Source organism: Azospirillum aestuarii (assembly GCF_016632405.1).
Classification (GTDB): Bacteria; Pseudomonadota; Alphaproteobacteria; order Azospirillales; family Azospirillaceae; genus Azospirillum; species Azospirillum aestuarii.
This window is the reverse complement of record NZ_JAEPIV010000002.1, coordinates 799,901-820,749: the sequence shown is the minus strand read 5'-3', so window position 1 is coordinate 820,749 and position 20,849 is coordinate 799,901. Positions and strand designations below refer to the sequence as shown.

Below are 20,849 nucleotides of genomic sequence, written 5' to 3'. Positions count from 1 at the left end.
CGCGGTCTTAGGCACGGGCGATACCACTCACACGCAGGATGGTTCCGGTGGGGTCGGTGCGGCTGTCGAATCGCTCGGTCCGCATCTTCCAATATTTGGTGGTATCGGTCAATTCGTCGGCCACATTTTGCCCCTTGGGAAACAGTGCCGCACCCCGGTCCTGGAGGAAGGGATAGGCCCAGGTCAGCAGGTCGTTCAGCGGCGCCAGGGCACGGGCCGTCACCACGTCAGCGGCAATCGGCGGCACCGCCTCGATCCGCTTGTTGTGTACGGTGACCGGCGCTCCGGCGACACGGGCGGCCTCGCGCAGGAACGCGCATTTGCGGGAGTCGCTCTCCACCAGATGCACCTCCGGCACGCCCATGATGGCGAGGACGAGGCCGGGGAAGCCGGCCCCGCTGCCGAGATCGACCAGCACTCGAGCGCCTTCAGGCAGCAGAGGGTAGAGCTGGGCGGAGTCGAGGAAGTGCCGGCGCCAGGCGTCGGGCAGGGTGGAGGGGCCGACGAGGTTGATCTTCGGCTGCCACTTGCGCAACGTCGCCTCGTAAGCGGCAAGGCGGTCCAGCGTTTCACGTGAAACACCGGTTTCCGCCTGGAAGGCCGCGGCATCGAACAGGCTCATCAGACGGCCACCTTCACGTCGCGCCGTTTCACGTGGCGGAGCAGGGAGACCAGCGCCGCCGGGGTCATGCCGGGAATGCGGGCCGCGGCGCCGAGAGTCGCCGGGCGGGCCTGCCGCAGCTTCTGACGGATTTCCGCCGACAGGCTGCCGATGCTGTCGGGGTCGAGATCGTCGGGAAGCTCCAGCGCCTCGTCCTTGCGGAAGGCGCGGATGTCGGCCTCCTGCCGGTCGAGATAGCCGGCGTATTTCCCGTCAATCTCCAACTGCTCGGCGACGTCGGCGGGGATCGCCGACAACTCCGGCCACAGCCGGGCGAGAACCGACAAGTCGAGATCGGGATAGCGCAGCAGGTCGGCGGCGGTCCGGCGCACGCCGTCCTGGTTGACCGCGATGCCCTGCCGCTGCAGCTCCGCCGGGGTGGCCTGAAGGGCGCGCACCAGCGTGCGGCCGGCGGACAACGCCTCGGCCTTCGCCGTGAAAGCGTCGCGCCGCGCCGACCCGACGCAGCCGATGGCCAGCCCCTTCGGTGTCAATCGTTGGTCGGCGTTGTCCGCCCGCAGGATCAGCCGATACTCGGCGCGCGAGGTGAACATCCGGTAGGGCTCGTTGGTGCCCCGTGTGATCAGGTCGTCGACCAGCACCCCGATGTAGGCGTCGGCGCGGTCGAGCACGAAGCCCTCCGCCGAACCTCCGGCCAGCAGAGCGGCGTTGATGCCGGCCATCAGGCCCTGCGCAGCCGCTTCCTCGTAACCGGTGGTGCCGTTGATCTGGCCGGCGAAGAACAGGCCGGGAGTCCGGCGGGTCTCCAGCGTCGGCTTCAACTCCCGCGGGTCCACGAAGTCGTATTCGATGGCATAGCCGGGGCGGATCATCACCGCCCGCTCCAGCCCCGGCATCGTCTTCAGGAAGCCGAGCTGGACGTCGCGGGGCAGGGAAGTCGAAATGCCGTTCGGGTAGACCGTGTCGTCGTCCAGCCCCTCCGGCTCCAGGAAGATCTGGTGGCGCTCCTTGTCGGCGAAGCGCACCACCTTGTCCTCGATGGACGGGCAGTAGCGCGGGCCGGTGCTCTGGATCTGGCCGGAATACATCGGCGCGCGGTGGAGGTTGCCGCGGATCAGCGCGTGCATCTCCGGCGTCGTCCAGGTGATCGCGCAGTCGATCTGCGGTGTGTCGATGCGGTCCGTCAGATAGGAGAAGGGCGGGGGCGGTGTGTCGCCGGGTTGCTTCTCCAGCGCGTCCCAATCGATGGTCTTGCCGTCGAGCCGTGGCGGCGTGCCGGTCTTCAGGCGGCCCAGCGGGAAGCCCAGACGCGCCAGCGTGTCGGACAGGCCGATGGACGGCGCCTCGCCGACACGTCCCGCCGGGGTGGTTTCCTCGCCGATGTGGATCAGGCCGCGCAGGAAGGTTCCTGTGGTCAGCACCACGCTTCCCGCCGCGATGGTTTCGCCGGAGCCGGTCACCACACCCGTGACGCGCCCATCCTCGCCGATGGTCAGGTCTTCGGCGCCGCCGGCCTCGATCGACAGGTTCGGCTGTTCCGCGAGGATCGCCTGCACCGCCTGCCGGTAGAGCTTGCGGTCGGCCTGGGCGCGCGGGCCACGGACGGCCGGTCCCTTGCTGCGATTCAGGATGCGGAATTGGATGCCGCCACAGTCGATGGCGCGGGCCATGACGCCGTCGAGCGCGTCGATCTCGCGCACCAGATGTCCTTTCGCCAACCCGCCGATGGCCGGGTTGCAGGACATCTCACCGATGGTGTCCAGCTTGTGGGTGAGCAGCAGGGTGCGCGCACCCATGCGCGCCGCAGCGGCGGCAGCCTCGCAACCGGCGTGGCCTCCGCCGACAACAATGACGTCGAACGTTCGCATGGCCGGACCATAGCCGAGTCAACGCCGGACGCCAAGCGCCGTGACGCCGCAACGCCCGTGTTTCACGTGAAACAGAGCGACGCGGCGCGTTTGTCACGCCGCGGCCGGGTCACTTGCCGATGCAGAAATCCCGGAAGATCACGTCCAGCAGATCCTCCACATCCACCCGACCGGTGATGCGGCCAAGGGCCCGGCTCGCCAGACGCACATCCTCGGCCATCAGCTCCGGCAATGGGGCGGTCAAGGCTCGGCGCAGGGCGTCACGGCATTCCTCAAGAGCGGAACGGTGGCGGGTGCGGGTCAGGGCCGGGGCGCCGCTGCCGGCCAACCGGTCGGCGGTAAACGCCGTCAAACGCCGCTCCAACTCCGGCAGGCCGGCACCGGTCCGGGCCGAGACAGCAACCGTCTCCCAGCCGCCGACTGTCGGCACCGCGGCCTCGACCGCGTCCGTCTTGTTCAGGACCACCACCGTGTCCTTGTCCACCAGAGCAACCGTTGCCGGATCAAGCATGGGCAGGGTGGTGGCGTCGAACACCGCGACCTTCACGTCGGCGCGTGCGGCGCGGTCGAGCGCCCGGCGGATGCCTTCCTCCTCAACCTCATCGGCGGCTGCCTCGCGCAGTCCCGCGGTATCGGCCAGCACCACCGGGTAACCACCGAGGTCGAGATGGACTTCGATCACGTCGCGGGTGGTGCCGGCGCGGGCTGAGACGATGGCGGCCTCCCGCCGGGCGAGGGCGTTCAGCAGGCTAGACTTCCCGGCGTTGGGCGCGCCGACGATGGCGATGTGCAAACCCTCGCGCAGCCGTTCCCCACGGCCGCGGTCGTCCAGATGGGCGTCGATCTCGGCGGCCAGGGCATCCAGCACGGGACGCGCGGCATCCGACACGCCGGACGGCAAATCCTCATCGGGGAAATCGATGTCAGCCTCGATGTGGGCGAGCGACCGAGTCAACCGTTCCCGCCAACCGTCGTAGAGTTTGCCAAGCGCGCCTTCCATCTGGCTCAGGGCCTGACGGCGCTGGGCGGAGGTCTCGGCGTCCACGAGGTCGGCGACCGCCTCGGCCTCGGTGAGATCGAGCTTGCCGTTCTCGAAGGCGCGGCGGGTGAACTCGCCGGGCTCGGCGACGCGCAGGCCGGGCAGGCCTGACAGCGCCTCAACCACGCCGGCCACCACCGAGCGCCCGCCATGCAGGTGCAGCTCAACCACATCTTCCCCGGTGAAGCTGCGGGGGGCGGTGAAGCGCAGAACCAGGGCGTCATCCAGCGCCTCTCCGGTCTTGGGATCGCGCAGCCGGACGAGCGTGGCCATGCGGGGTGCGGGCAGGGGCTTGCCGGTCAGGGCAGCGAGCGCGTCGCCGGAGGCCGGGCCTGAAACGCGAACCACCGCCACACCGGCGCGGCCGGGGGCGGTGGCAAGGGCGAAGATCGTCGGAATCATCATGCCAAATATCATCGTGCCGGGTCCGGAACGATCAGCCGACCTGTTCCGGCAGCAATTCTTTTTGTTCCGGCTTCAGCATGAGCCGCTCCACACGGCCACCACCGACCAGATGCGTCTCCAGGATCGCGTCGACATCGGCGAAGGAACGGTAGGTGTACCAGACGCCCTCCGGATAGACGACCAGCACCGGCCCCAGCTCGCAACGGTCCAGGCAACCGGCGGCGTTGATGCGCACCCGGCCGTCCAGGCCCAACTCGCGGGCGCGCGCCTTCATATAATCGCGGAGCTTCTCGGAACCCCGGGCGGCACAGGAGCCGCGCTTGTGTCCGTCGGGGCGGCGGTTGGTGCAGGAGAAAACATGGGCTTCGAAGTACGGCTTCGGATCGGTCACTTGCGTCCATCCTGTCCCATGGCGGCGGCCATCTGGGACCAAAACATTTTCTGAAGCTGCTCCATGCCCTGAATTCCCGCCGGCAGCCACGTCTTCATCATCGTCTCGGGGTCCATGGCGAGCAGGGAGGCCTGCATCCGGTCCTGGATCTCCTGCATCATGGCGTCCTGCATGGGCTTCACGTCGGGAAGGCCCAGGAAGTGGCGCGCCTCTTCGGGTGTGCAGTCGATGTCGATGGTGATTTTCATGGCCCCATTCCCTTGGAAAGCGCGCGGTACGCAGGAAATTAAGGGTTGAGCGCCGCTTCGGCTCATGCCCCACTATACAGATAGGAAGCCCTGGCGCAACGGCACCGCCGCGCCAGTTTATTCCCAACCACGCCACAAACCGGAAACGCCTCTCATGCCCGCGAACCTGCTTGGCCGGGAGACCAGCCCCTACCTGCTCCAGCACAAGGACAACCCCGTCCATTGGATGGCCTGGGGTCGCGACGCCTTCGAACGGGCCAGGCGCGAGAACAAGCCGGTGCTGCTGTCGGTCGGCTACGCCGCCTGCCACTGGTGCCACGTGATGGCGCACGAGAGCTTCGAGAACCCGGAGATCGCCGGGCTGATGAACGAGCTGTTCGTCAACATCAAGGTGGACCGGGAGGAGCGTCCCGACGTCGACCAGATCTACCAGTCGGCCCTGGCCATGCTGGGACAGCAGGGCGGCTGGCCGCTGACCATGTTCCTGACGCCGGAGGCCGAGCCCTTCTGGGGCGGCACCTACTTCCCGCCGGCTTCGCGCTATGGGCGGCCCGGCTTCCCCGACGTGCTGCGCGGCGTGGCGGAGACTTACCGCAACAAGCCGGAGAACGTGACCCGCAACGTCGCCGCGCTGAAGGACGCGCTGGGCAAGCTGGCCGAGAACCGGGCGGCGGGGGAGGTCGACCTCGCCATGCTGGACCAGATCGCCGACCGGCTGGTGCGCGAGGTCGACCCCTTCCACGGCGGCATCGGCCATGCCCCGAAATTCCCCCAGGTGCCGATCTTCACGCTGCTGTGGCGGGCCTGGCTGCGCACCGGCAAGGAGCCGTACCGGGAGGCGGTCACCAACACGCTGGCCCATATGAGCCAGGGCGGCATCTATGACCATCTGGGCGGCGGCTTCGCCCGCTACTCGGTGGACGAGATGTGGCTGGTGCCGCATTTCGAGAAGATGCTCTACGACAACGCCCAGCTTCTCGACCTGATGACCCTGGTCTGGCAGGCGGAGCGGGAGCCGCTGTTCGAGGCGCGCATCCGTGAAACGGTGGGCTGGGTGCTGCGCGAGATGATCGCCGAGGGCGGCGGCTTCGCGGCGACCCAGGACGCCGACAGCGAGGGCGAGGAGGGCCTCTTCTACATCTGGAACGAGGAGGAGATCGACCGGCTTCTCGGCCCCGACGCCGAGGTCTTCAAGCGCGCCTACGGCGTCACGCCGCAGGGCAACTGGGAGGGGGCGACCATCCTCAACCGGCTGCACCGCATCGAGGCGCTGGACGCCGAGACCGAGGCGGTGCTGGCCGAACAGCGGGCGATCCTCTGGCGGGAGCGGGAGACGCGGATCAAGCCGGGCTGGGACGACAAGGTGCTGGCCGACTGGAACGGCCTGATGATCGCGGCGCTCGCCCAGGCCGGCATGGTCTTCGACGAGCCGGCGTGGATCGCGGCCGCGCAACGCGCCTTCGCCTTCGTCCGCGACCGCATGACCGAGGACGGGCGCCTGCTGCACAGCTGGCGGGCCGGGCAGCTCAAGCACCGGGCGACGCTGGACGACTACGCCCACATGGCGCGCGCAGCACTCGCCCTGCAAGAGGCGACCGGCGACGCCGGAGCGCTGGAACAGGCGCGGGCCTGGGTGCGGGTGCTCGACGCGCATTTCTGGGACTCCCAGGCCGGTGGCTATTTCTACACGGCGGACGACGCCGACGATCTGATCGTCCGCACCAAGTCGGCCGGCGACGCGGCGACCCCCAGCGGCAACGGCACCATGCTGGCCGTGCTGGCGACCCTGCACCACCGCACCGGCGAGGCCGCCTACCGGGAGCGGGCGGACGCTTTGGCCGCCGCCTTCTCCGGTGAGCTGAGCCGCAATTTCTTCCCGCTGCCGACCTACCTGAACGCGGCGGAGCTTCTTCAGAAGGCCCTGCAAATCGTCATCATTGGGCACCCGCAGGCGCCGGACACCGTGGCGCTGCGCCGGGCGGTGCTCGACCGACCGCTTCCCGACCGCATCCTCAGCGTCCTGCCGCCGGGGACCGATCTGCCTGCCGGACATCCGGCGCAGGGCAAGGGCATGCAGGGCGCGGTCGCGACCGCCTATGTCTGCACCGGCATGACCTGCTCCCCCCCGGTGACCACGCCCGACGCACTGGCCGCCGCCCTGACCCGGAGATGACCGACATGGCGCAGACCCTCAAAAACGCGGCCACCGGCAGCCTGACCGTCGACAGCCCGCTGGGCCTGCTTGCCCTGACCAGCGCCGCCGGCGCCATCGTGGCGCTCGACTGGGGACGGCTGGGGGATGACCGGCCGGATCCCGTGCTGGAAGAGGCGGCGCGCCAGCTCCGCGACTATTTCGCCGGGACGCGGTTGGATTTCGACCTGCCGTTGTCGCCCCGCGGGACGGCCTTCCGGCAGAAGGTCTGGGCGGCGATGCAGGCCATTCCCTACGGCGGCGTCCTGACCTACGGCGACGTCGCGCGGCTGCTGGAGACGGCGCCGCGGGCCGTGGGAGGGGCCTGCGGGGCCAACCCGATTCCGGTGATCATCCCCTGCCACCGCATCGTCGGGGGCGGCGGGGCGCCCGGCGGCTATTCCGGCCTGGGCGGCCTGCGGACCAAGGATTGGCTGCTCCGCCACGAGCGGCGGTACCGGGTGACAGCGGAAAACGCCGGCGATACGCTGGAGCTTCAGCTTCTATAAAAAGGGAAGGGACCAACCACCATGGTTCACGCGATCCGCATCCACGACTACGGCGGACCCGAAGCGCTGCGCTGGGACGAGATCGAGGTGGGCGACCCCGGCCCCGGTCAGGTGCGCCTGCGCCAGACCGCCGTCGGGCTGAACTACATCGACACCTATCACCGCTCCGGCGCCTACAAGCTGCCGCAGCTTCCCGCCATCATCGGGACCGAGGGCGCCGGCGTGGTCGAGGCCGTGGGGCCGGACGTGACGACGCTGAAGCCCGGCGACCGGGTGGGCTACGCACCGCTGATCGGCGCCTACGCGGAAGCCCGCCTCGCCCCCGCCGACCGGCTAATCCCGCTGCCGAGCTGGATCGAGGACCGGCAGGCCGCCGCCATGCTGCTCCAGGGCATGACCGCGCAGTTTCTCCTGCGCTCCACCTACGCGGTGCAGCCGGGCGATACCATCCTGGTCCAGGCCGCCGCTGGCGGCGTCGGCCAGATCCTCTGTCAGTGGGCGAAGCATCTGGGCGCCACGGTGATCGGCACGGTCAGCAGTGACGAGAAGGCGGAACTGGCCCGCGCCGCCGGCTGCGACCATCCCATCATCTACACGCGCGACAACTTCGTGAACCGGGTGAAGGACCTGACGGACGGGCAGGGCGTGCCGGTGGTCTATGACGGCGTCGGCAAGACGACCTTCATGGACAGCCTGGACTGTCTGCGGCCCCGCGGCTTCATGGTGCTGTTCGGGGCGGCGTCCGGGCCGGTACCGCCGCTCGACCTCCAGGTGCTGGCGGCCAAGGGCTCGCTCTACGTCACGCGCCCGACCTTGTTCAGCTACGTCGCCAAGCGCGACGACCTGATGGCCAGCGCCGCCGACCTGTTCGAGGTGGTGCATAGCGGCGGGGTGACCATCAACGTCGGCCAGACCTTCGCGCTGCGCGACGCGGCGGAGGCCCACCGGGCGCTGGAGTCCCGCGCCACGACCGGGTCGACGGTGCTGCTGCCGTAAGGGGGAAGAAGGGGGTTCGGCACAAGTGCAACCCCCTCACCCTAACCCTCTCCCCGGAGGGGAGAGGGGATTTTAAGGACGGAGAGGGAACAGCTCACTCGGTGGCCCAGAGCGGGTTCTTCAGCTTCTTGAGAAGCTCCGCATGGGCCGCCAGTTCCTCCTCGCTGGGCGCGTGGGCGCGTGGGGCACGGTAGGGGCGGTCGATGCGGATCGCCGCGGGACCGCCCGCCGCCGGGCCGGAGGCCAGCGCCAGACCGGCCTGCCGCCCACCGCGCAGCTCCAGATACACCTCGGCCAGAAGCTGGGCGTCGAGAAGCGCGCCGTGGTAGGTGCGGCTGGAATTGTCGACGCCGAAGCGCTTGCAGAGCGCGTCCAGGGTGGCCGGCGCGCCGGGGAACTTCTGCCGCGCCATCAGCAGCGTGTCGATGGCCCGGTCCTTCGGCATCACCGGATAGCCGGCGATCCGCATCTCCCAGTTCAGGAAGTGCATGTCGAAGGCCGCGTTGTGGATCACCAGCGGCGCGTCGCCGATGAAGGCCACGAACTCCTCCACCACGTCGTTGAACAGCGGCTTGTCCGACAGGAACTCCGTCGTCAGCCCATGCACCGCCACGGCGTCCGGCGGCACGTCGCGCTCCGGGTTGACGTAGCAGTGGAAGGTCTTGCCGGTGGCAACGTGGTTGTGCAGCTCGACGCAGCCGATTTCGATCAGCCGGTGCCCTTCCTCGGGCTTGAAGCCGGTCGTTTCCGTATCGAGGACGATCTCACGCATGAACCACCTGTCCGGGCTGGTATCCCCGCGGCGGCCATTGCCGGCCGCGGCGCCGCTTCACGTCGGCGAGGATGTTGCGCAGCGCCCGCCGGGTGGCCCGCCGCCCGTCGCCGGTGTTGACGACGTGGTCGGCACGCCGCCGCTTCTCCGCGTCGGGCATCTGCCGGGCCAGAATAGCGGCGAACTTGTCCGGCGTCATGCCCGGCCGCGCCAGCACCCGTGACTTCTGCAACAGGAAGGGGGCGGTGACCACCACCGTGCGATCCACCTTCCGCTCCCCGCCCGTCTCGAACAGCAGGGGAATGTCCAGAACCGCAACGCGGACGCGGCGGCGCGCCGCCTGCTTCAGGAAACGCCGCTGTGCGGCCTGCACCGCCGGGTGAAGGATCGCCTCCAGCCGCTTCAGCGCTGCCGGGTTGCCGAAGACCGCCGCGCCCAATGCCCGCCGGTCCACGGCGCCATCCACCACCACGCCGGGGAAGGCTGCGCCGATGGCCGGCACCGCGGCGCCGTTGCGCCCCAGCAGCCGATGCACCACGGCGTCGCTGTCGCAGACCGGCGCCCCCATGCGCTTCAGCATGCGCGCCGCCGTGCTCTTGCCCATGCCGATGGAGCCGGTCAGTCCCAAGACGATCATCGTGAAACCTCAGCCCTGGAGAACGGCGGCCTTAAGCCCGTCGGTCACCTCCGGCTCCCGGCCGAACCAGGCGGCGAAGCCGGGGCGGGCCTGGTGAAGCAGCATGCCGACGCCGTCCACCACGCGGTTGCCGCGGGCCTGCGCCGCGGTCAGCAGCGGGGTCATCAGGGGCGTGTAGACGATGTCGGTGACGACGGCCGAACTGGGCAAGGCGCGCAGGTCCAACTCCAGCGCCGGCTGGCCCGCCATGCCCTGCGTCGTGGTGTTCACCACCAGCGCCGCCCCTTCGAGAAGCGTTTCACGTGAAACCCAATCGGCGGTTTCGATGTTGCCGCCGATGTCCGCTGCCAGCTCCTCCGCCCGCGCCCGCGTGCGGTTGACCAGCCAGACTAGCGGCGCACCCTCGTCGAGGAGCGAGGCCACCACGGCCCGCGCCGCACCACCAGCCCCGATGACCAGCGCCGGACCGTCCGCGGCCTTCCAGCCCGGTGCGCCGCTCTTCAGGTTCTCGATGAAACCGAAGCCGTCGGTGTTGCGCCCCTCCAACGACCCGTCCTCGCCGACCACGATGGTGTTGACGGCACCCATCCGCCTGGCGGTGGCGTCCAGCCGATCGACCGTGCGGTAGGCGGCCTCCTTGTGAGGCACCGTCACGTTGCAGCCGCGGAAGCCCAGCGCGGGCAGGGCGCGGATGGCCTGCTCGATGCGGTCGGGCGGCACGGCCAGCGGCACATAGGCGCCGTCGATGCCGTACCGCTCCAGCCAATAGCCGTGCAGCCGGGGCGAGCGCGAATGGCCGATCGGCCAGCCCATCACACCGGCCAGCTTCGCCTTTCCGCTGATCGTCATTCCGCAATCACCCCATGCACCCGCAGGAACCCGAGCAGCGGCAGCAGCGGCAGCCCGAGGATCGTGAAGAAGTCGCCGTCCACCCGGTGGAAGAGCTGCGCGCCCAGCCCTTCGAGGTGATAGGCGCCGACCGACCCCAGCACGTCGTTGCCCGCCGCGTTGAGATAGGAGTCCAGGAAGGCGTCGCTGAAGGGACGCATGGTCAGGCGGGCGCGGTCCACATGGTGCCACAGCCGTTCCCCGTCGCGGAACACCACGGCGCAGCTCACCAGCCGGTGCGTCCTGCCACGCAGATCCTGCAACTGCGCCCGCGCCGCGGCCCGGTCCGCCGGCTTGTCGAACCAGCGGCCTTCGCACTCCAGCATCTGGTCGGCGCCGATGACCAGGGAGCCGGGATGCTTGCGGGTGACGCGCTGGGCCTTCAGCTCCGCCAACGCCTCGGCCACATCCTCGACCGGGGCGCCCTCGGCGCGGGCGGCCAGCTTGATCTCCTCCTCGTCCACCGCGGCGGGGGCGAGCGTCACGCGCACGCCGGCCCGCTCCAGCATCTCCGCCCGTGTGCGGGAACCAGAGGCCAGGACGACCGTGGGAACCGCTCCGCTCACGTCGCCGGCCCCTCGGGAACGACGCCGGGCAAGCCGCCGCTCTGGCGGCGGGCGAGCAGCATCATGATCTCCGCCGCCGTTTCCTCGATGGAACGGCGCGACACGTCGATCACCGGCCAGCCGCGCCGGGTGAACATGCGCCGGGCGTCGGTGACCTCGGCGCGCACCACCTCGGGGTCGACGTAGGTCGAGGACTCGTTCTGGTTCAGCAGCTTCAGCCGGTTGCGGCGGATCTGCACCAGACGGTCCGGGTCCTTGGTCAGGCCGACGACCAGCGGCCGGGTCAGCTTCTCGATCTCCGGCGGCATCGGGCATCCGGGAACGATCGGGATGTTCGCCGCCTTGATGCCGCGGTTGGCCAGATAGATGCAGGTCGGCGTCTTGGAGGTGCGCGACACGCCCATCAGGATCACGTCGGCCTCGTGCAGATCCCAGCTCGACTGGCCGTCGTCGTGCGCCAGCGCGAAGTCCATCGCGTCCATGCGCCCGAAATACTCGGCGTCCAAGGCGTGCTGGCGTCCGGGCTGGCGCTGCGATTCCACGCCGAGGAAGGCGGCCAGCGCGTTGATCAGCGGGTCGAGCACGGGAATGCAGGGGACCTGCACCTCGCGGCAGAAGTCCTGGAGGCGGCGGCGCAGCTTCTCGTCCACCAGCGTGAACATGACGAGGCCGCGATTTTCCTGGACGCCCTCCAGAACCATGTCGAGCTGACGCTCGGTCCGCACGAGATTCCAGAAATGCTCGACCGGGCGAACATCGTCGAACTGGATGACGCAGGCGCGGGCGACGCTGTTGATCGTCTCGCCGGTCGCGTCCGACACAAGATGCAGATGGAACTGTCTCATCCGTCCCCAACGTGTTGTGGAGAACCCGTCCGAATCTGTGGACAACGGGGATCTCCTGGATTCTGTCCCTCCGGGCGGGACTCGTCGCCCCCGCTGGCGCCCCCTTCGGGACAATCCGCGTGCCCTGTCCGGAACATGGGTACAATGACTCGCGCGGACCATGTTATCCACGGGATTCCCAGGCTTCGCGGTATAGCATTTCCGCCATTTCCGGCAAAAGCGTCCGGAGTCGTCCACAGAATCCGGTTTTCGTCCACAGCGCGCCGCCCCGCCTGTGGAGGATTCCGCGCAAAGCGGGGATTCCCGTTTTCCACAGGCTTCCACTACCCCTTCTTCCTTTCTCTCCTTAAAAAGAATACTGAGTAGAGGGTGATAACCCGCAGTCCCGATTCACCTACAGGGGAACGATTCGCCGTGTCCGAGGCCGTGTCCGAAATTGCCAAGCCGATGCTCGCAGCCCTTGCCGGCGAGGTGCGTCAGCGTCCGCCTTTCTGGCTGATGCGCCAGGCCGGCCGTTACCTGCCGGAATATCGGGAACTGCGCGCCAAGGCCGGCAGCTTCCTGGACATGTGCTACAACCCCGACCACGCGGTCGAGGTGACCCTGCAGCCGCTGCGCCGCTATGACATGGACGCGGCGATTCTGTTCTCCGACATCCTGGTGGTGCCGCACGCCCTGGGCCAGCCGCTGACCTTCCTGGAAGGCGAGGGGCCGAAGCTGGACCCTGTGAGAAGCGTGGAAGACCTCAAACGCCTGTCGCGCGACCGCTTCCACGAGCGGCTGGAGCCGGTCTACGAGACCGTCCGCCGCCTCTCCAGCGCGATTCCGGCGCACACCACGCTGATCGGCTTTGCCGGGGCGCCCTGGACCATCGCCTGCTACATGGTGGAAGGGGCGGGGTCCAAGGAGTACGCGCATGTCAAGCGCTGGGCCTACGGCGACCCCGCCGGGTTCGGTGCGCTGATGGATCTGCTGGTCGAGGTGACCGCCGATTACCTGTGCACCCAGATCGAAGCCGGAGCCGAGGTGGTGCAGCTCTTCGACAGCTGGGCGGGCGTCCTGCCGGCCGGCGAATTCCGCCGCTGGGTGATCGAGCCGACGCGCCGCATCGTGGATCTGATCAAGGCGCGCCACCCCGCGATTCCGGTCATCGGTTTCCCGCGTGGTGCGGGCCTCTCCTATGAGGAGTACGTGACGGGCAGTGGGGTGGATGCGGTCGGGCTCGACACCACCGTCCCGGTGGCTTGGGCGGCCGGGAATCTGCAATCCAGATTGCCGGTGCAGGGCAACCTCGACCCGATCATGCTCGCCGCCGGTGGTGAGGCGCTGCGGACCGCCGCGTCGGAGATTCTGGAGACGCTCGCCGGCAGGCCCTTCGTCTTCAACCTGGGCCACGGCGTGATCCAGACCACCCCGCCGGAACACGTGGCCGAGCTGGCCCGTCTGATCAAGGACTGGCCGAACCGGGGCTGAGGCGCCGGTGGGTTAAAAAAGCGCGCAACGGGAAGGGAAGGGGATTCCAGTGCTTTACCTCTGGGTCAAGGCTCTGCACGTCATCAGCATCATCGCCTGGATGGCCGGGCTTCTCTATCTGCCGCGGCTGTTCGTCTATCATTGCGAGACGGCGCCGGGCTCCGAATCCTCAGAGCGGTTCAAGGTGATGGAGCGCCGCCTGCTGCGCGCCATCATGAATCCGGCGATGGGCGCGGCCTATCTGTTCGGAATCGCGATGATCGTGATGGAACCGGCCTGGATGAAGCAGGGCTGGCTGCACGCCAAGCTGCTGTTCGTCCTGGCGCTGACCGTCACGCACATGATGATGGCGCGCTGGCGCAAGGACTTCGAGGCGGACCGCAACACCCACCCGCAACGCTTCTTCCGCATGTGGAACGAAGCGCCGACCCTGCTGATGATCGGCATCGTCATCTTCGTGATCGTGAAGCCGTTCTGATGGAATAGGGCTGGGCGATGGTTGGTACGGGCCGACCATCGCCCCTGACGTAATAACGAGCGTAATTACATGCTGTGCGGATCCAGCGCGGAGGTCGCCATGCACACCACCAAACTGACCAAGGTTGGCAGGATGCGGCGGACACCATTCTGGCGCTCGCCGCCGGCATGCTGAGCGAAGAGGCGTTCCGCGGCTGGGTCGCTGACCATTGCTACGACATCGGTGACCCGGACTCGTAGAGGCGGTCAGCCCCGCCGCTCCATCACCCGGCGGGTGATCGCCTTCTCCGCCTCCACCGCCAGGAAGATCACCAGACCGGCCGCCGTCATGGCCACCCACTGCGTCCAGTCCACAGCCGCCGTGCCGAACAGGCTCTGCAGGGGCGGGGCATAGGTGAAGGCGAGCTGGAAGACCAGCATCAGGCCGATGGAGATCCACACCGGGCGGCTGCCGAACAGGCCCCGCCGATTCAGCACCGAGGCGGTGACCGCACGGGCGTTCAGCAGGAAGAAGATTTCCCCCATCACCAGCGCGTTGACGGCCATGGTGCGGGCGACCGGCGTCGGGTCGCCGTTCCCCTCGTGCAGCAGGAAGAATCCGAAGCTGGTGGCGACCAGGAGCGCCATCACCAGCACCATGCGCCCGATCAGGAAGCCGGGCAGGATCGGCTCGTCCTGCGGGCGGGGCGGGCGCTTCATCACCGCGGCCTCCGGCGGCTCGAAGGCCAGCGCCAGGCCCAGCGTCACCGCCGTCACCATGTTGACCCACAGAATCTGGACCGGGGTGATCGGCAGCGTGTAGCCGGCCAGCACCGCGACAAGGATCACCAGAGCCTGGGCGCCGTTGGTCGGCAGCATGAACAGGATCGTCTTGCGCAGGTTGTCGTAGACGGTCCGCCCTTCCTCCACGGCGTGGGCGATGGACGCGAAGTTGTCGTCGGCCAGCACCATGCTGGCGGCCTCCTTCGCGGCCTCCGTGCCCTTGCAGCCCATGGCGACGCCGACGTCGGCGCGCTTCAGGGCGGGGGCGTCGTTCACCCCGTCGCCGGTCATGGCGACCGTGTGTCCGGCCGTCTGGAGCGCGCGGACGAGGCGCAGCTTATGCTCCGGCGTGGTGCGGGCGAAGACGTCGGCGTCACGCGCCACGGCGACCAGCGCCGCGTCGTCCAGCCGGTCCAGCTCGCTTCCCGAGACGGCGTCGCCGGACAGGTTGAATTGCCGCCCGATGGCCTGGGCGGTGCCGGCATGGTCGCCGGTGATCATCTTGACGCGGATTCCGGCCGCCTGGCACTCGGCCACCGCCGCCACCGCCTCCTCGCGCGCGGGGTCGATGAAGCCGCACAGGCCGAGCAGGGTCAACCCCTCCCGCACGTCGTCCATGTCCAGCACGGTCTGGCCGGGCAGGGCGGGGCGGCCGGCGAGCGCCAGGACGCGCTGGCCGCGCGCCGCCAGGTCCTCCACCCGTCCCAGCCAGTGGCCGGCGTCCAGAGGCCCGCTGCCGCCGTCCGCGGCCCGTACGTGCGCGCACATGGACAGCACGCGCTCCGGCGCGCCCTTGACGTACAGCAGACCGTGCCCCTCATGGTCATGGTGCAGGGTGGCCATGTACTTGTGTTCGGATTCGAAGGGGATGACGTCCGTACGCGGGCAACGGACGGCTTCCTCCCGCGCGTCCAGCCCGGCCTTCATGCCCAGCGCCAGCAGGGCGCCGTCGGTCGGGTCGCCGGCCACCGTCCAGCCGCCGCTGCCGTCCCCGCCATCCTCGCCACGCTGAAGCTCGGCGTCGTTGCACAGCAGGGCGGCGCGGGCCAGCTCGGTCAGCACGGGATCGGCGGCGGGGTCCAGGGCCACGCCGTCGCGCCGGAACTCGCCCTCGGGTCGGTAACCGGTGCCGGTCACCGCGCAGTCGCCTGCGGCAGTCACCACGGTCTGAACGACCAGCTCGTTGCGGGTCAGCGTGCCGGTCTTGTCGGAGCAGATGATCCCGACCGAGCCCAGCGTCTCCACCGCCGGCAGGCGGCGGATGATGGCGTTGCGCCGGGCCATGCGGGTGACGCCGATCGCCAGAGTGATCGTCATCACCGCCGGCAGCCCTTCCGGAATCGCCGCCACCGCCAGACCGACCGCGGCCATGACCATGTCCGGCCAGGGCTCCCCCTGGACCAGCGAGCCGTAGAGGAAGGTCAGCGCGGTCAGCGCCAGGATGCCGATGGTCAGCCAGCGCCCGAAGACGGCCATCTGGGCGAGCAGCGGCGTGGTCAGCTCCTCCACGCCCGCCAGGAGCGTGCCGATGCGGCCCAGCTCCGTCGCATCCCCCGTGGCCACCACGACGCCCGTGGCCTGTCCCTGGGCCACCAGCGTGCCGGAATAGGCCATGCCGCCGCGCTCCGCCAGGGGAGCGTCAGGGGCGACAGCATCGGCGCTCTTGGCGACCGGCAGGGATTCCCCGGTCAGCGCCGCCTCCTGCACGCGCAGCCCCTTGACCCGGACCAGCCGCAGATCCGCCGGCACCTTGTCGCCCGAGGCCAGAAGGACACGGTCGCCGGGCACCAGATCCTCCGCCGGGACGGTCACCTGATGGCCGTCGCGCAGAACCACCGCCTGCGGCGACAGCATGTTGCGGATGGCGTCCAGCGCCTGCTCCGCCTTGCCTTCCTGGACATAGCCGATGGCCGCGTTGATCAGCACGACGCCGGCGATCACCGCGGCGTCGACGAATTCGCCCAGCAGGACCGTGACGATTCCGGCGCCGATCAGCACATAGATCAGCAGATTGTCGAACTGGGCCAGGAAGCGAATCAGCGCCGACCGCCGGGGCGGCGGGGTCAGCCGGTTGGGACCGTACCGGTGCCGACGGTCCGCCGCCTCCTCGGAGGTAAGCCCGTCGTCGGGGCTGTCCAGCGCGGCCAAGGCCTTGTCCGGGGGCTGGGCGTGCCAGGGCAGGGGGTCGGTGGAGACTTCGGGAGCAACGATGTTTCCGGGTCCGGAACGGTCATGTGGGGTCATGATTTCAACCAAACCGTTTCTGTCCTGCCAAACCGCTTCTGTCTTGAACGTCCAGGTCGTACCCCGGTGGCCTGGATAACAGGGGATGCGGCATCGTGACCCGGACGAAGACGTGCAAGATTCCACCCTGCTTCCAAGAATTCGCTTTCATTTGACTTGCAGACGGCGTTCCGCTAACCATCTTTCCCACCACGGGGCGGCAAGCCTCGCGGGCACCCATCCCACATCCGCCGTTCCGTCCCTCCCCAACGATCTGGGCGCGACGTCCGACAGGCATTCCCAGCCTTCAGCGCCGTCCGACGCTCAACCGACGCACCCTGCGCCGGCCCGGGACCTCTGGCACTCCCCCTCGCATGACCGATTCCCTTAAGGCACCCCCATGCATCTCCAAGAGCTGAAGTGCAAGAGCCCCGCCGAACTGCTGGCGTTCGCCGAGGAACTGCAGATCGAGAACGCCAGCACGCTGCGCAAGCAGGACATGATGTTCGCCATCCTCAAGCAGCTGGCGGAAAACGATGTTCCGATCTATGGCGACGGCGTGCTCGAGGTTCTTCAGGACGGTTTCGGGTTCCTGCGCTCGCCGGAGGCCAACTATCTTCCCGGCCCCGACGACATCTATGTCAGCCCCAGCCAGGTGCGCCGCTTCAGCCTGCGCACCGGCGACACGGTGGAAGGCCAGATCCGCGCGCCCAAGGACGGCGAGCGCTATTTTGCCCTTCTCAAGGTCAACACGATCAATTTCGATGCGCCGGACAAGGTCCGCCACCGCATCAACTTCGACAACCTGACCCCGCTCTACCCGGAAGAGCGGTTGCGCATGGAAGTCGACGACCCGACCAAGAAGAACTACACGGGCCGCATCATCGACCTCGTGGCGCCGCTGGGCAAGGGCCAGCGCGGGCTGATCGTCGCCCCGCCGCGCACCGGCAAGACGGTGATGCTGCAGAACATCGCCCACTCCATCGCCACCAACCACCCGGAAGCTTATCTGATCGTCCTGCTGATCGACGAGCGTCCGGAAGAGGTGACCGACATGGCCCGCTCCGTGCAGGGCGAGGTCATCAGCTCCACCTTCGACGAGCCGGCGACCCGCCACGTCCAGGTCGCCGAGATGGTCATCGAGAAGGCCAAGCGGCTGGTCGAGCACAAGCGCGACGTGGTCATCCTGCTGGACTCCATCACCCGTCTGGCCCGCGCCTACAACACCGTCGTTCCCTCCTCGGGCAAGGTGCTGACCGGCGGCGTGGACGCCAACGCGTTGCAGCGCCCGAAGCGCTTCTTCGGCGCGGCCCGCAACATCGAGGAGGGCGGCTCGCTGACCATCATCGCGACCGCGCTGATCGACACCGGCAGCCGCATGGACGAGGTGATCTTCGAAGAGTTCAAGGGCACCGGCAACTCGGAGATCGTGCTGGACCGCAAGCTCTCCGACAAGCGCACCTTCCCGGCCATCGACATCTCCAAGTCGGGCACCCGCAAGGAGGAGCTGCTGGTCGACAAGGGCACCATCTCCAAGATGTGGATTCTGCGCCGCATCCTGATGCCGATGGGCGTGACCGACGCGGTGGACTTCCTGGTCGACAAGCTGAAGCACACCAAGTCGAACTCGGAATTCTTCGAGTCCATGAATCAGTAGTCGGTCATTGGCTCATCCCCGTCCGATCCAAGGGCGGGGAGGGCACAAAAAAGGCGGGAGGCCCCGGTGGAGCCTCCCGCCTTTTTGTTTGTCCGAAACCGGTGGTCCGGGCCAGAAGGACGACCGGATCAGAACGGCGGCATCAGAACGGCGACTGCGGCGCCTCTTCGGCCTGGGCCTGCTGGCCGGCGGTCTGGCGGCGGTACAGGTCCACGAAGTCGATCGGGTTGATCATCAGCGGCGGGAAGCCGCCGTCCTGGGTGCAGCCGGCCACGATGGCGCGGGCAAAGGGGAACAGCATCCGCGGCGCCTCGATCAGCAGCACCGGGCGGTGATGCTCCTGCGGCAGGCCCGGAAGCTGGAACAGGCCGCCATAGGCGACCTCGACCAGGAAGGCGGTCGCCTCGGCCTGCTTGGCCTCGCAATGCAGCTTGAGCACGACCTCGTAGACGTCCTCGCCCATCGGCTGAACCTGCACGTCCACGCCGATGTTGACCTGCGGCTGCGGCTGGCCGGGCAGCAGGCTCTGCGGGGCGTTGGGGTTCTCGAAGGACAGGTCCTTCACGTACTGCGCCAGCACATGCATCGGCAGCGACGAGGCGGCTTCCTGATCTTGACCGTTGATCTGCTGATCGGACATGGACAACTCCTGGCCGCGGGGCGGCATCACGATGGAAAGGTCTTCAAGACCCGCTGGCTAGCACGGAATTGCTGGCTCCACAAAGTGAAACCGGCGTGTTTCACCCGCGGTCGTTGCGGTAGGGCGAGCCGGGCGGCGCCCAGCGGGAGTCACCGAGCTTGGGCGTATCGTCCGGCCCGTCGCGGTCCGCCGGACCGGCGTTTCCCGGACGGCCGCCGTCGGGGTCGACCTCCTGGTATTCGACGTCGATCACGCCCGGCGGCGGGCGGTTGCGCGGGCCGCCGTGAGGGCTGTTTTGATCGCCGGCGTTCCAGCTTTGGCCACCCGTCTGGCCGCCCATGCGGCCGTGCATCTGGAAGGAGGCCGCACCTTTCATACGGTCGAACAGCCAGCGGCCCAAGGCGTTGCGGATCGGGCGCACGAACAGCAGAATCCCGACGATGTCCGTCAGGAATCCGGGGATGATCAGCAGCAGGCCGGCGACGACGACGCAGAACCCCTCGAAAACGGCGCCAACCGGGCTCTCGCCGCGCTCCGCCGCCTGCTGAGCGCGTTTCAGGACGGACAGGCCCTGCCAGCGGATCAGCACGGACCCGAGAATGGCTGAGAGGATCACCAGCCCGACCGTCGGACCGGCGCCGATCCGGTCGCCGACCTCGATGAAGGTCGCGATTTCCGCGATCGGCAGCAGAAGGAACAACAGCAACAGTGGATTCATGGCCGTCCTTGCTCTTTCAACCCCGAGGGCCTATCTACACCAGGGTACGCACCCGATCTTTGGTTGGAAGAACAGCTCCGGCACGGGTCATCGGGTGGAATCCTCGGCGGAGAGAGCGAGCTGGGACTTGGTCCCGGCACCGTTCCGGTACACTTAATGCTCACCCGCCGAAGGGTCCAGTAGTGGATCAAGCGGGGCCGGTGATTTCGGGGCCGGCCTTCAGTCACCCGGAAGGATGGATGATGGGAGATGGGTTTGTGTTCGTCGAGATCCTGATCTTCGCGATGATCGCGGCGTTTCTCGTGTATCGGCTGCGCAGCGTGCTCGGCCGCCGCACCGGTGAGGAGCGTCAGCGGCCGAACCCCTTCACGGCCCGCCCCAACAACCAGCCCGACAACGTGGTCGCGATGCCGAACCGCGAGCGGCCCGTGCCGAACGCCGTCCCGTCGCCGGACGAGCCGGTGTCGCTGGCCACCGCGCTGGAGCAGATCAAGGCGGCCGATCCCAGCTTCGACGAGAAGTATTTCCTGCAGGGCGCCCGCGGCGCCTTCCAGATGATCGTTGAGGCCTTCGCCAAGGGCGACACCGCGACGCTGCGCCCGCTGCTGTCGGACGAGGTCTACGACAACTTCGCCCGTGCGGTGCGCGAGCGCCAGTCGGCCGGCGAGACTCTGGAGACCCGCATCGAGACGATCACCGACGCCGACGTGGTGGAGGCCCGCATGGACGGCCGCACCGCGCTGGTCACGGTGAAGTTCGTGTCGGAGCAGATGAACGTCGTGCGCAACAGCGCCGGTGCCGTGGTGGACGGCGATCCGAACGCCGTGGTCGAGGCTGTGGACGTCTGGACCTTCGCCCGCAACACCCGCGCCGGCGACCCGAACTGGGCGCTCGTCGAAACCCGCACCCCTCAATGACCGAT

Annotated in this window: 20 protein-coding genes; 7 read left to right on the top strand and 13 right to left on the bottom strand. The window is 68.5% G+C overall.

Going from position 1 to position 20,849, the window contains the following annotated elements; translation table 11 throughout:
• Positions 1-7: 7 nt before the first annotated feature.
• The 5 genes from rsmG to JJL56_RS08500 form a co-directional block, all read right to left on the bottom strand.
• Positions 8-622, bottom strand: coding sequence for a 16S rRNA (guanine(527)-N(7))-methyltransferase RsmG (gene rsmG / locus JJL56_RS08520; protein WP_200484900.1), 615 nt, complete (start codon positions 620-622; stop codon positions 8-10).
• Positions 622-2,490 (bottom strand): tRNA uridine-5-carboxymethylaminomethyl(34) synthesis enzyme MnmG, encoded by a 1,869-nt coding sequence (gene mnmG, locus JJL56_RS08515; protein WP_200484899.1) that lies wholly within the window; start codon positions 2,488-2,490, stop codon positions 622-624. The genes rsmG and mnmG overlap by 1 nt, the downstream gene beginning before the upstream one ends.
• Positions 2,491-2,599: 109 nt before the next feature.
• Positions 2,600-3,931, bottom strand: coding sequence for a tRNA uridine-5-carboxymethylaminomethyl(34) synthesis GTPase MnmE (gene mnmE / locus JJL56_RS08510; RefSeq protein ID WP_200484983.1), 1,332 nt, complete (start codon positions 3,929-3,931; stop codon positions 2,600-2,602).
• 34 nt (positions 3,932-3,965) lie between these two features.
• Positions 3,966-4,325: a (2Fe-2S) ferredoxin domain-containing protein gene (locus tag JJL56_RS08505; RefSeq protein ID WP_145623173.1), complete on the bottom strand. Its 360-nt coding sequence runs from the start codon at positions 4,323-4,325 to the stop codon at positions 3,966-3,968.
• A complete protein-coding gene (locus JJL56_RS08500; protein WP_014238933.1) occupies positions 4,322-4,573 on the bottom strand; it encodes a DUF6489 family protein in 252 nt (83 codons plus the stop codon). The genes JJL56_RS08505 and JJL56_RS08500 overlap by 4 nt, the downstream gene beginning before the upstream one ends.
• A gap of 154 nt (positions 4,574-4,727) precedes the next feature.
• Between JJL56_RS08500 and JJL56_RS08495 the strand changes: the two genes are divergently transcribed.
• Genes JJL56_RS08495 through JJL56_RS08485 form a run of 3 tightly spaced genes read left to right on the top strand, consistent with a single transcriptional unit; the run spans position 4,728 to position 8,269 of the window.
• Positions 4,728-6,746: a thioredoxin domain-containing protein gene (locus tag JJL56_RS08495; protein ID WP_200484898.1), complete on the top strand. Its 2,019-nt coding sequence runs from the start codon at positions 4,728-4,730 to the stop codon at positions 6,744-6,746.
• 5 nt (positions 6,747-6,751) lie between these two features.
• Positions 6,752-7,273, top strand: a complete 522-nt coding sequence (locus tag JJL56_RS08490) for a methylated-DNA--[protein]-cysteine S-methyltransferase (RefSeq protein ID WP_200484897.1) — start codon at positions 6,752-6,754, stop codon at positions 7,271-7,273.
• Between the two features lie 21 nt (positions 7,274-7,294).
• Positions 7,295-8,269, top strand: coding sequence for a quinone oxidoreductase family protein (locus JJL56_RS08485; RefSeq protein ID WP_200484896.1), 975 nt, complete (start codon positions 7,295-7,297; stop codon positions 8,267-8,269).
• A gap of 94 nt (positions 8,270-8,363) precedes the next feature.
• Here the strand turns inward: JJL56_RS08485 and dnaQ are convergent, their stop codons facing one another.
• From dnaQ to JJL56_RS08460, 5 genes are read right to left on the bottom strand one after another with little or no spacing between them, the layout of a single operon-like run.
• A complete protein-coding gene (dnaQ, locus tag JJL56_RS08480) occupies positions 8,364-9,041 on the bottom strand; it encodes a DNA polymerase III subunit epsilon (protein ID WP_200484895.1) in 678 nt (225 codons plus the stop codon).
• Positions 9,034-9,678: a dephospho-CoA kinase gene (coaE, locus tag JJL56_RS08475; protein ID WP_200484894.1), complete on the bottom strand. Its 645-nt coding sequence runs from the start codon at positions 9,676-9,678 to the stop codon at positions 9,034-9,036. Before coaE ends, dnaQ begins: the two co-directional genes overlap by 8 nt.
• 9 nt (positions 9,679-9,687) lie before the next feature.
• Positions 9,688-10,527, bottom strand: a complete 840-nt coding sequence (locus tag JJL56_RS08470) for a shikimate dehydrogenase (RefSeq protein ID WP_200484893.1) — start codon at positions 10,525-10,527, stop codon at positions 9,688-9,690.
• Positions 10,524-11,132, bottom strand: coding sequence for a Maf family protein (locus JJL56_RS08465; protein WP_200484892.1), 609 nt, complete (start codon positions 11,130-11,132; stop codon positions 10,524-10,526). Before JJL56_RS08465 ends, JJL56_RS08470 begins: the two co-directional genes overlap by 4 nt.
• On the bottom strand, positions 11,129-11,977 hold the full coding sequence (locus JJL56_RS08460; protein WP_145623165.1) for a pyruvate, water dikinase regulatory protein: 849 nt from the start codon (positions 11,975-11,977) through the stop codon (positions 11,129-11,131). The genes JJL56_RS08465 and JJL56_RS08460 overlap by 4 nt, the downstream gene beginning before the upstream one ends.
• A gap of 447 nt (positions 11,978-12,424) precedes the next feature.
• Between JJL56_RS08460 and hemE the strand changes: the two genes are divergently transcribed.
• Both hemE and hemJ read left to right on the top strand, forming a co-directional pair.
• Positions 12,425-13,450 carry a uroporphyrinogen decarboxylase gene (hemE, locus tag JJL56_RS08455; RefSeq protein ID WP_200484982.1) on the top strand — a complete coding sequence of 342 codons (1,026 nt, stop codon included), beginning with the start codon at positions 12,425-12,427 and terminating at the stop codon, positions 13,448-13,450.
• A gap of 49 nt (positions 13,451-13,499) precedes the next feature.
• On the top strand, positions 13,500-13,928 hold the full coding sequence (hemJ, locus tag JJL56_RS08450; protein ID WP_145623164.1) for a protoporphyrinogen oxidase HemJ: 429 nt from the start codon (positions 13,500-13,502) through the stop codon (positions 13,926-13,928).
• Between the two features lie 245 nt (positions 13,929-14,173).
• Here hemJ and JJL56_RS08445 read toward each other — a convergent pair whose 3' ends face one another.
• The gene (locus JJL56_RS08445; protein ID WP_200484891.1) at positions 14,174-16,933 is read right to left on the bottom strand and encodes a cation-transporting P-type ATPase; all 2,760 of its coding nucleotides are present in this window, start codon (positions 16,931-16,933) and stop codon (positions 14,174-14,176) included.
• Between the two features lie 379 nt (positions 16,934-17,312).
• On the opposite strand from JJL56_RS08445, the gene rho reads away from it, so the two are divergent.
• Complete coding sequence (gene rho, locus JJL56_RS08440; protein WP_145623162.1) at positions 17,313-18,569, top strand: transcription termination factor Rho; 1,257 nt, start codon at positions 17,313-17,315, stop codon at positions 18,567-18,569.
• Positions 18,570-18,711: 142 nt separating this feature from the next.
• On the opposite strand, the gene secB is transcribed toward rho, so the two are convergent.
• Together secB and JJL56_RS08430 are read right to left on the bottom strand one after the other, a co-directional pair.
• Positions 18,712-19,209: a protein-export chaperone SecB gene (gene secB / locus JJL56_RS08435; RefSeq protein WP_035670309.1), complete on the bottom strand. Its 498-nt coding sequence runs from the start codon at positions 19,207-19,209 to the stop codon at positions 18,712-18,714.
• A 100-nt stretch (positions 19,210-19,309) separates the two neighbouring features.
• On the bottom strand, positions 19,310-19,927 hold the full coding sequence (locus tag JJL56_RS08430) for an FxsA family protein (protein WP_145623161.1): 618 nt from the start codon (positions 19,925-19,927) through the stop codon (positions 19,310-19,312).
• 242 nt (positions 19,928-20,169) lie between these two features.
• Between JJL56_RS08430 and JJL56_RS08425 the strand changes: the two genes are divergently transcribed.
• Positions 20,170-20,844: a Tim44/TimA family putative adaptor protein gene (locus JJL56_RS08425; RefSeq protein WP_200484981.1), complete on the top strand. Its 675-nt coding sequence runs from the start codon at positions 20,170-20,172 to the stop codon at positions 20,842-20,844.
• Positions 20,845-20,849 lie beyond the last annotated feature (5 nt).

Bases quoted from the DNA above. Each gene is read 5' to 3' on its own strand.
- rsmG (WP_200484900.1), bottom strand. From the start codon at position 622: ATGAGCCTGTTCGATGCCGCGGCCTTCCAGGCGGAAACCGGTGTTTCA.
- mnmG (WP_200484899.1), bottom strand. From the start codon at position 2,490: ATGCGAACGTTCGACGTCATTGTTGTCGGCGGAGGCCACGCCGGTTGC.
- mnmE (WP_200484983.1), bottom strand. From the start codon at position 3,931: ATGATTCCGACGATCTTCGCCCTTGCCACCGCCCCCGGCCGCGCCGGT.
- JJL56_RS08500 (WP_014238933.1), bottom strand. From the start codon at position 4,573: ATGAAAATCACCATCGACATCGACTGCACACCCGAAGAGGCGCGCCAC.
- JJL56_RS08495 (WP_200484898.1), top strand. From the start codon at position 4,728: ATGCCCGCGAACCTGCTTGGCCGGGAGACCAGCCCCTACCTGCTCCAG.
- JJL56_RS08490 (WP_200484897.1), top strand. From the start codon at position 6,752: ATGGCGCAGACCCTCAAAAACGCGGCCACCGGCAGCCTGACCGTCGAC.
- JJL56_RS08485 (WP_200484896.1), top strand. From the start codon at position 7,295: ATGGTTCACGCGATCCGCATCCACGACTACGGCGGACCCGAAGCGCTG.
- dnaQ (WP_200484895.1), bottom strand. From the start codon at position 9,041: ATGCGTGAGATCGTCCTCGATACGGAAACGACCGGCTTCAAGCCCGAG.
- coaE (WP_200484894.1), bottom strand. From the start codon at position 9,678: ATGATCGTCTTGGGACTGACCGGCTCCATCGGCATGGGCAAGAGCACG.
- JJL56_RS08470 (WP_200484893.1), bottom strand. From the start codon at position 10,527: ATGACGATCAGCGGAAAGGCGAAGCTGGCCGGTGTGATGGGCTGGCCG.
- JJL56_RS08460 (WP_145623165.1), bottom strand. From the start codon at position 11,977: ATGAGACAGTTCCATCTGCATCTTGTGTCGGACGCGACCGGCGAGACG.
- hemE (WP_200484982.1), top strand. From the start codon at position 12,425: ATGCTCGCAGCCCTTGCCGGCGAGGTGCGTCAGCGTCCGCCTTTCTGG.
- JJL56_RS08445 (WP_200484891.1), bottom strand. From the start codon at position 16,933: ATGACCCCACATGACCGTTCCGGACCCGGAAACATCGTTGCTCCCGAA.
- rho (WP_145623162.1), top strand. From the start codon at position 17,313: ATGCATCTCCAAGAGCTGAAGTGCAAGAGCCCCGCCGAACTGCTGGCG.
- secB (WP_035670309.1), bottom strand. From the start codon at position 19,209: ATGTCCGATCAGCAGATCAACGGTCAAGATCAGGAAGCCGCCTCGTCG.
- JJL56_RS08430 (WP_145623161.1), bottom strand. From the start codon at position 19,927: ATGAATCCACTGTTGCTGTTGTTCCTTCTGCTGCCGATCGCGGAAATC.
- JJL56_RS08425 (WP_200484981.1), top strand. From the start codon at position 20,170: ATGGGAGATGGGTTTGTGTTCGTCGAGATCCTGATCTTCGCGATGATC.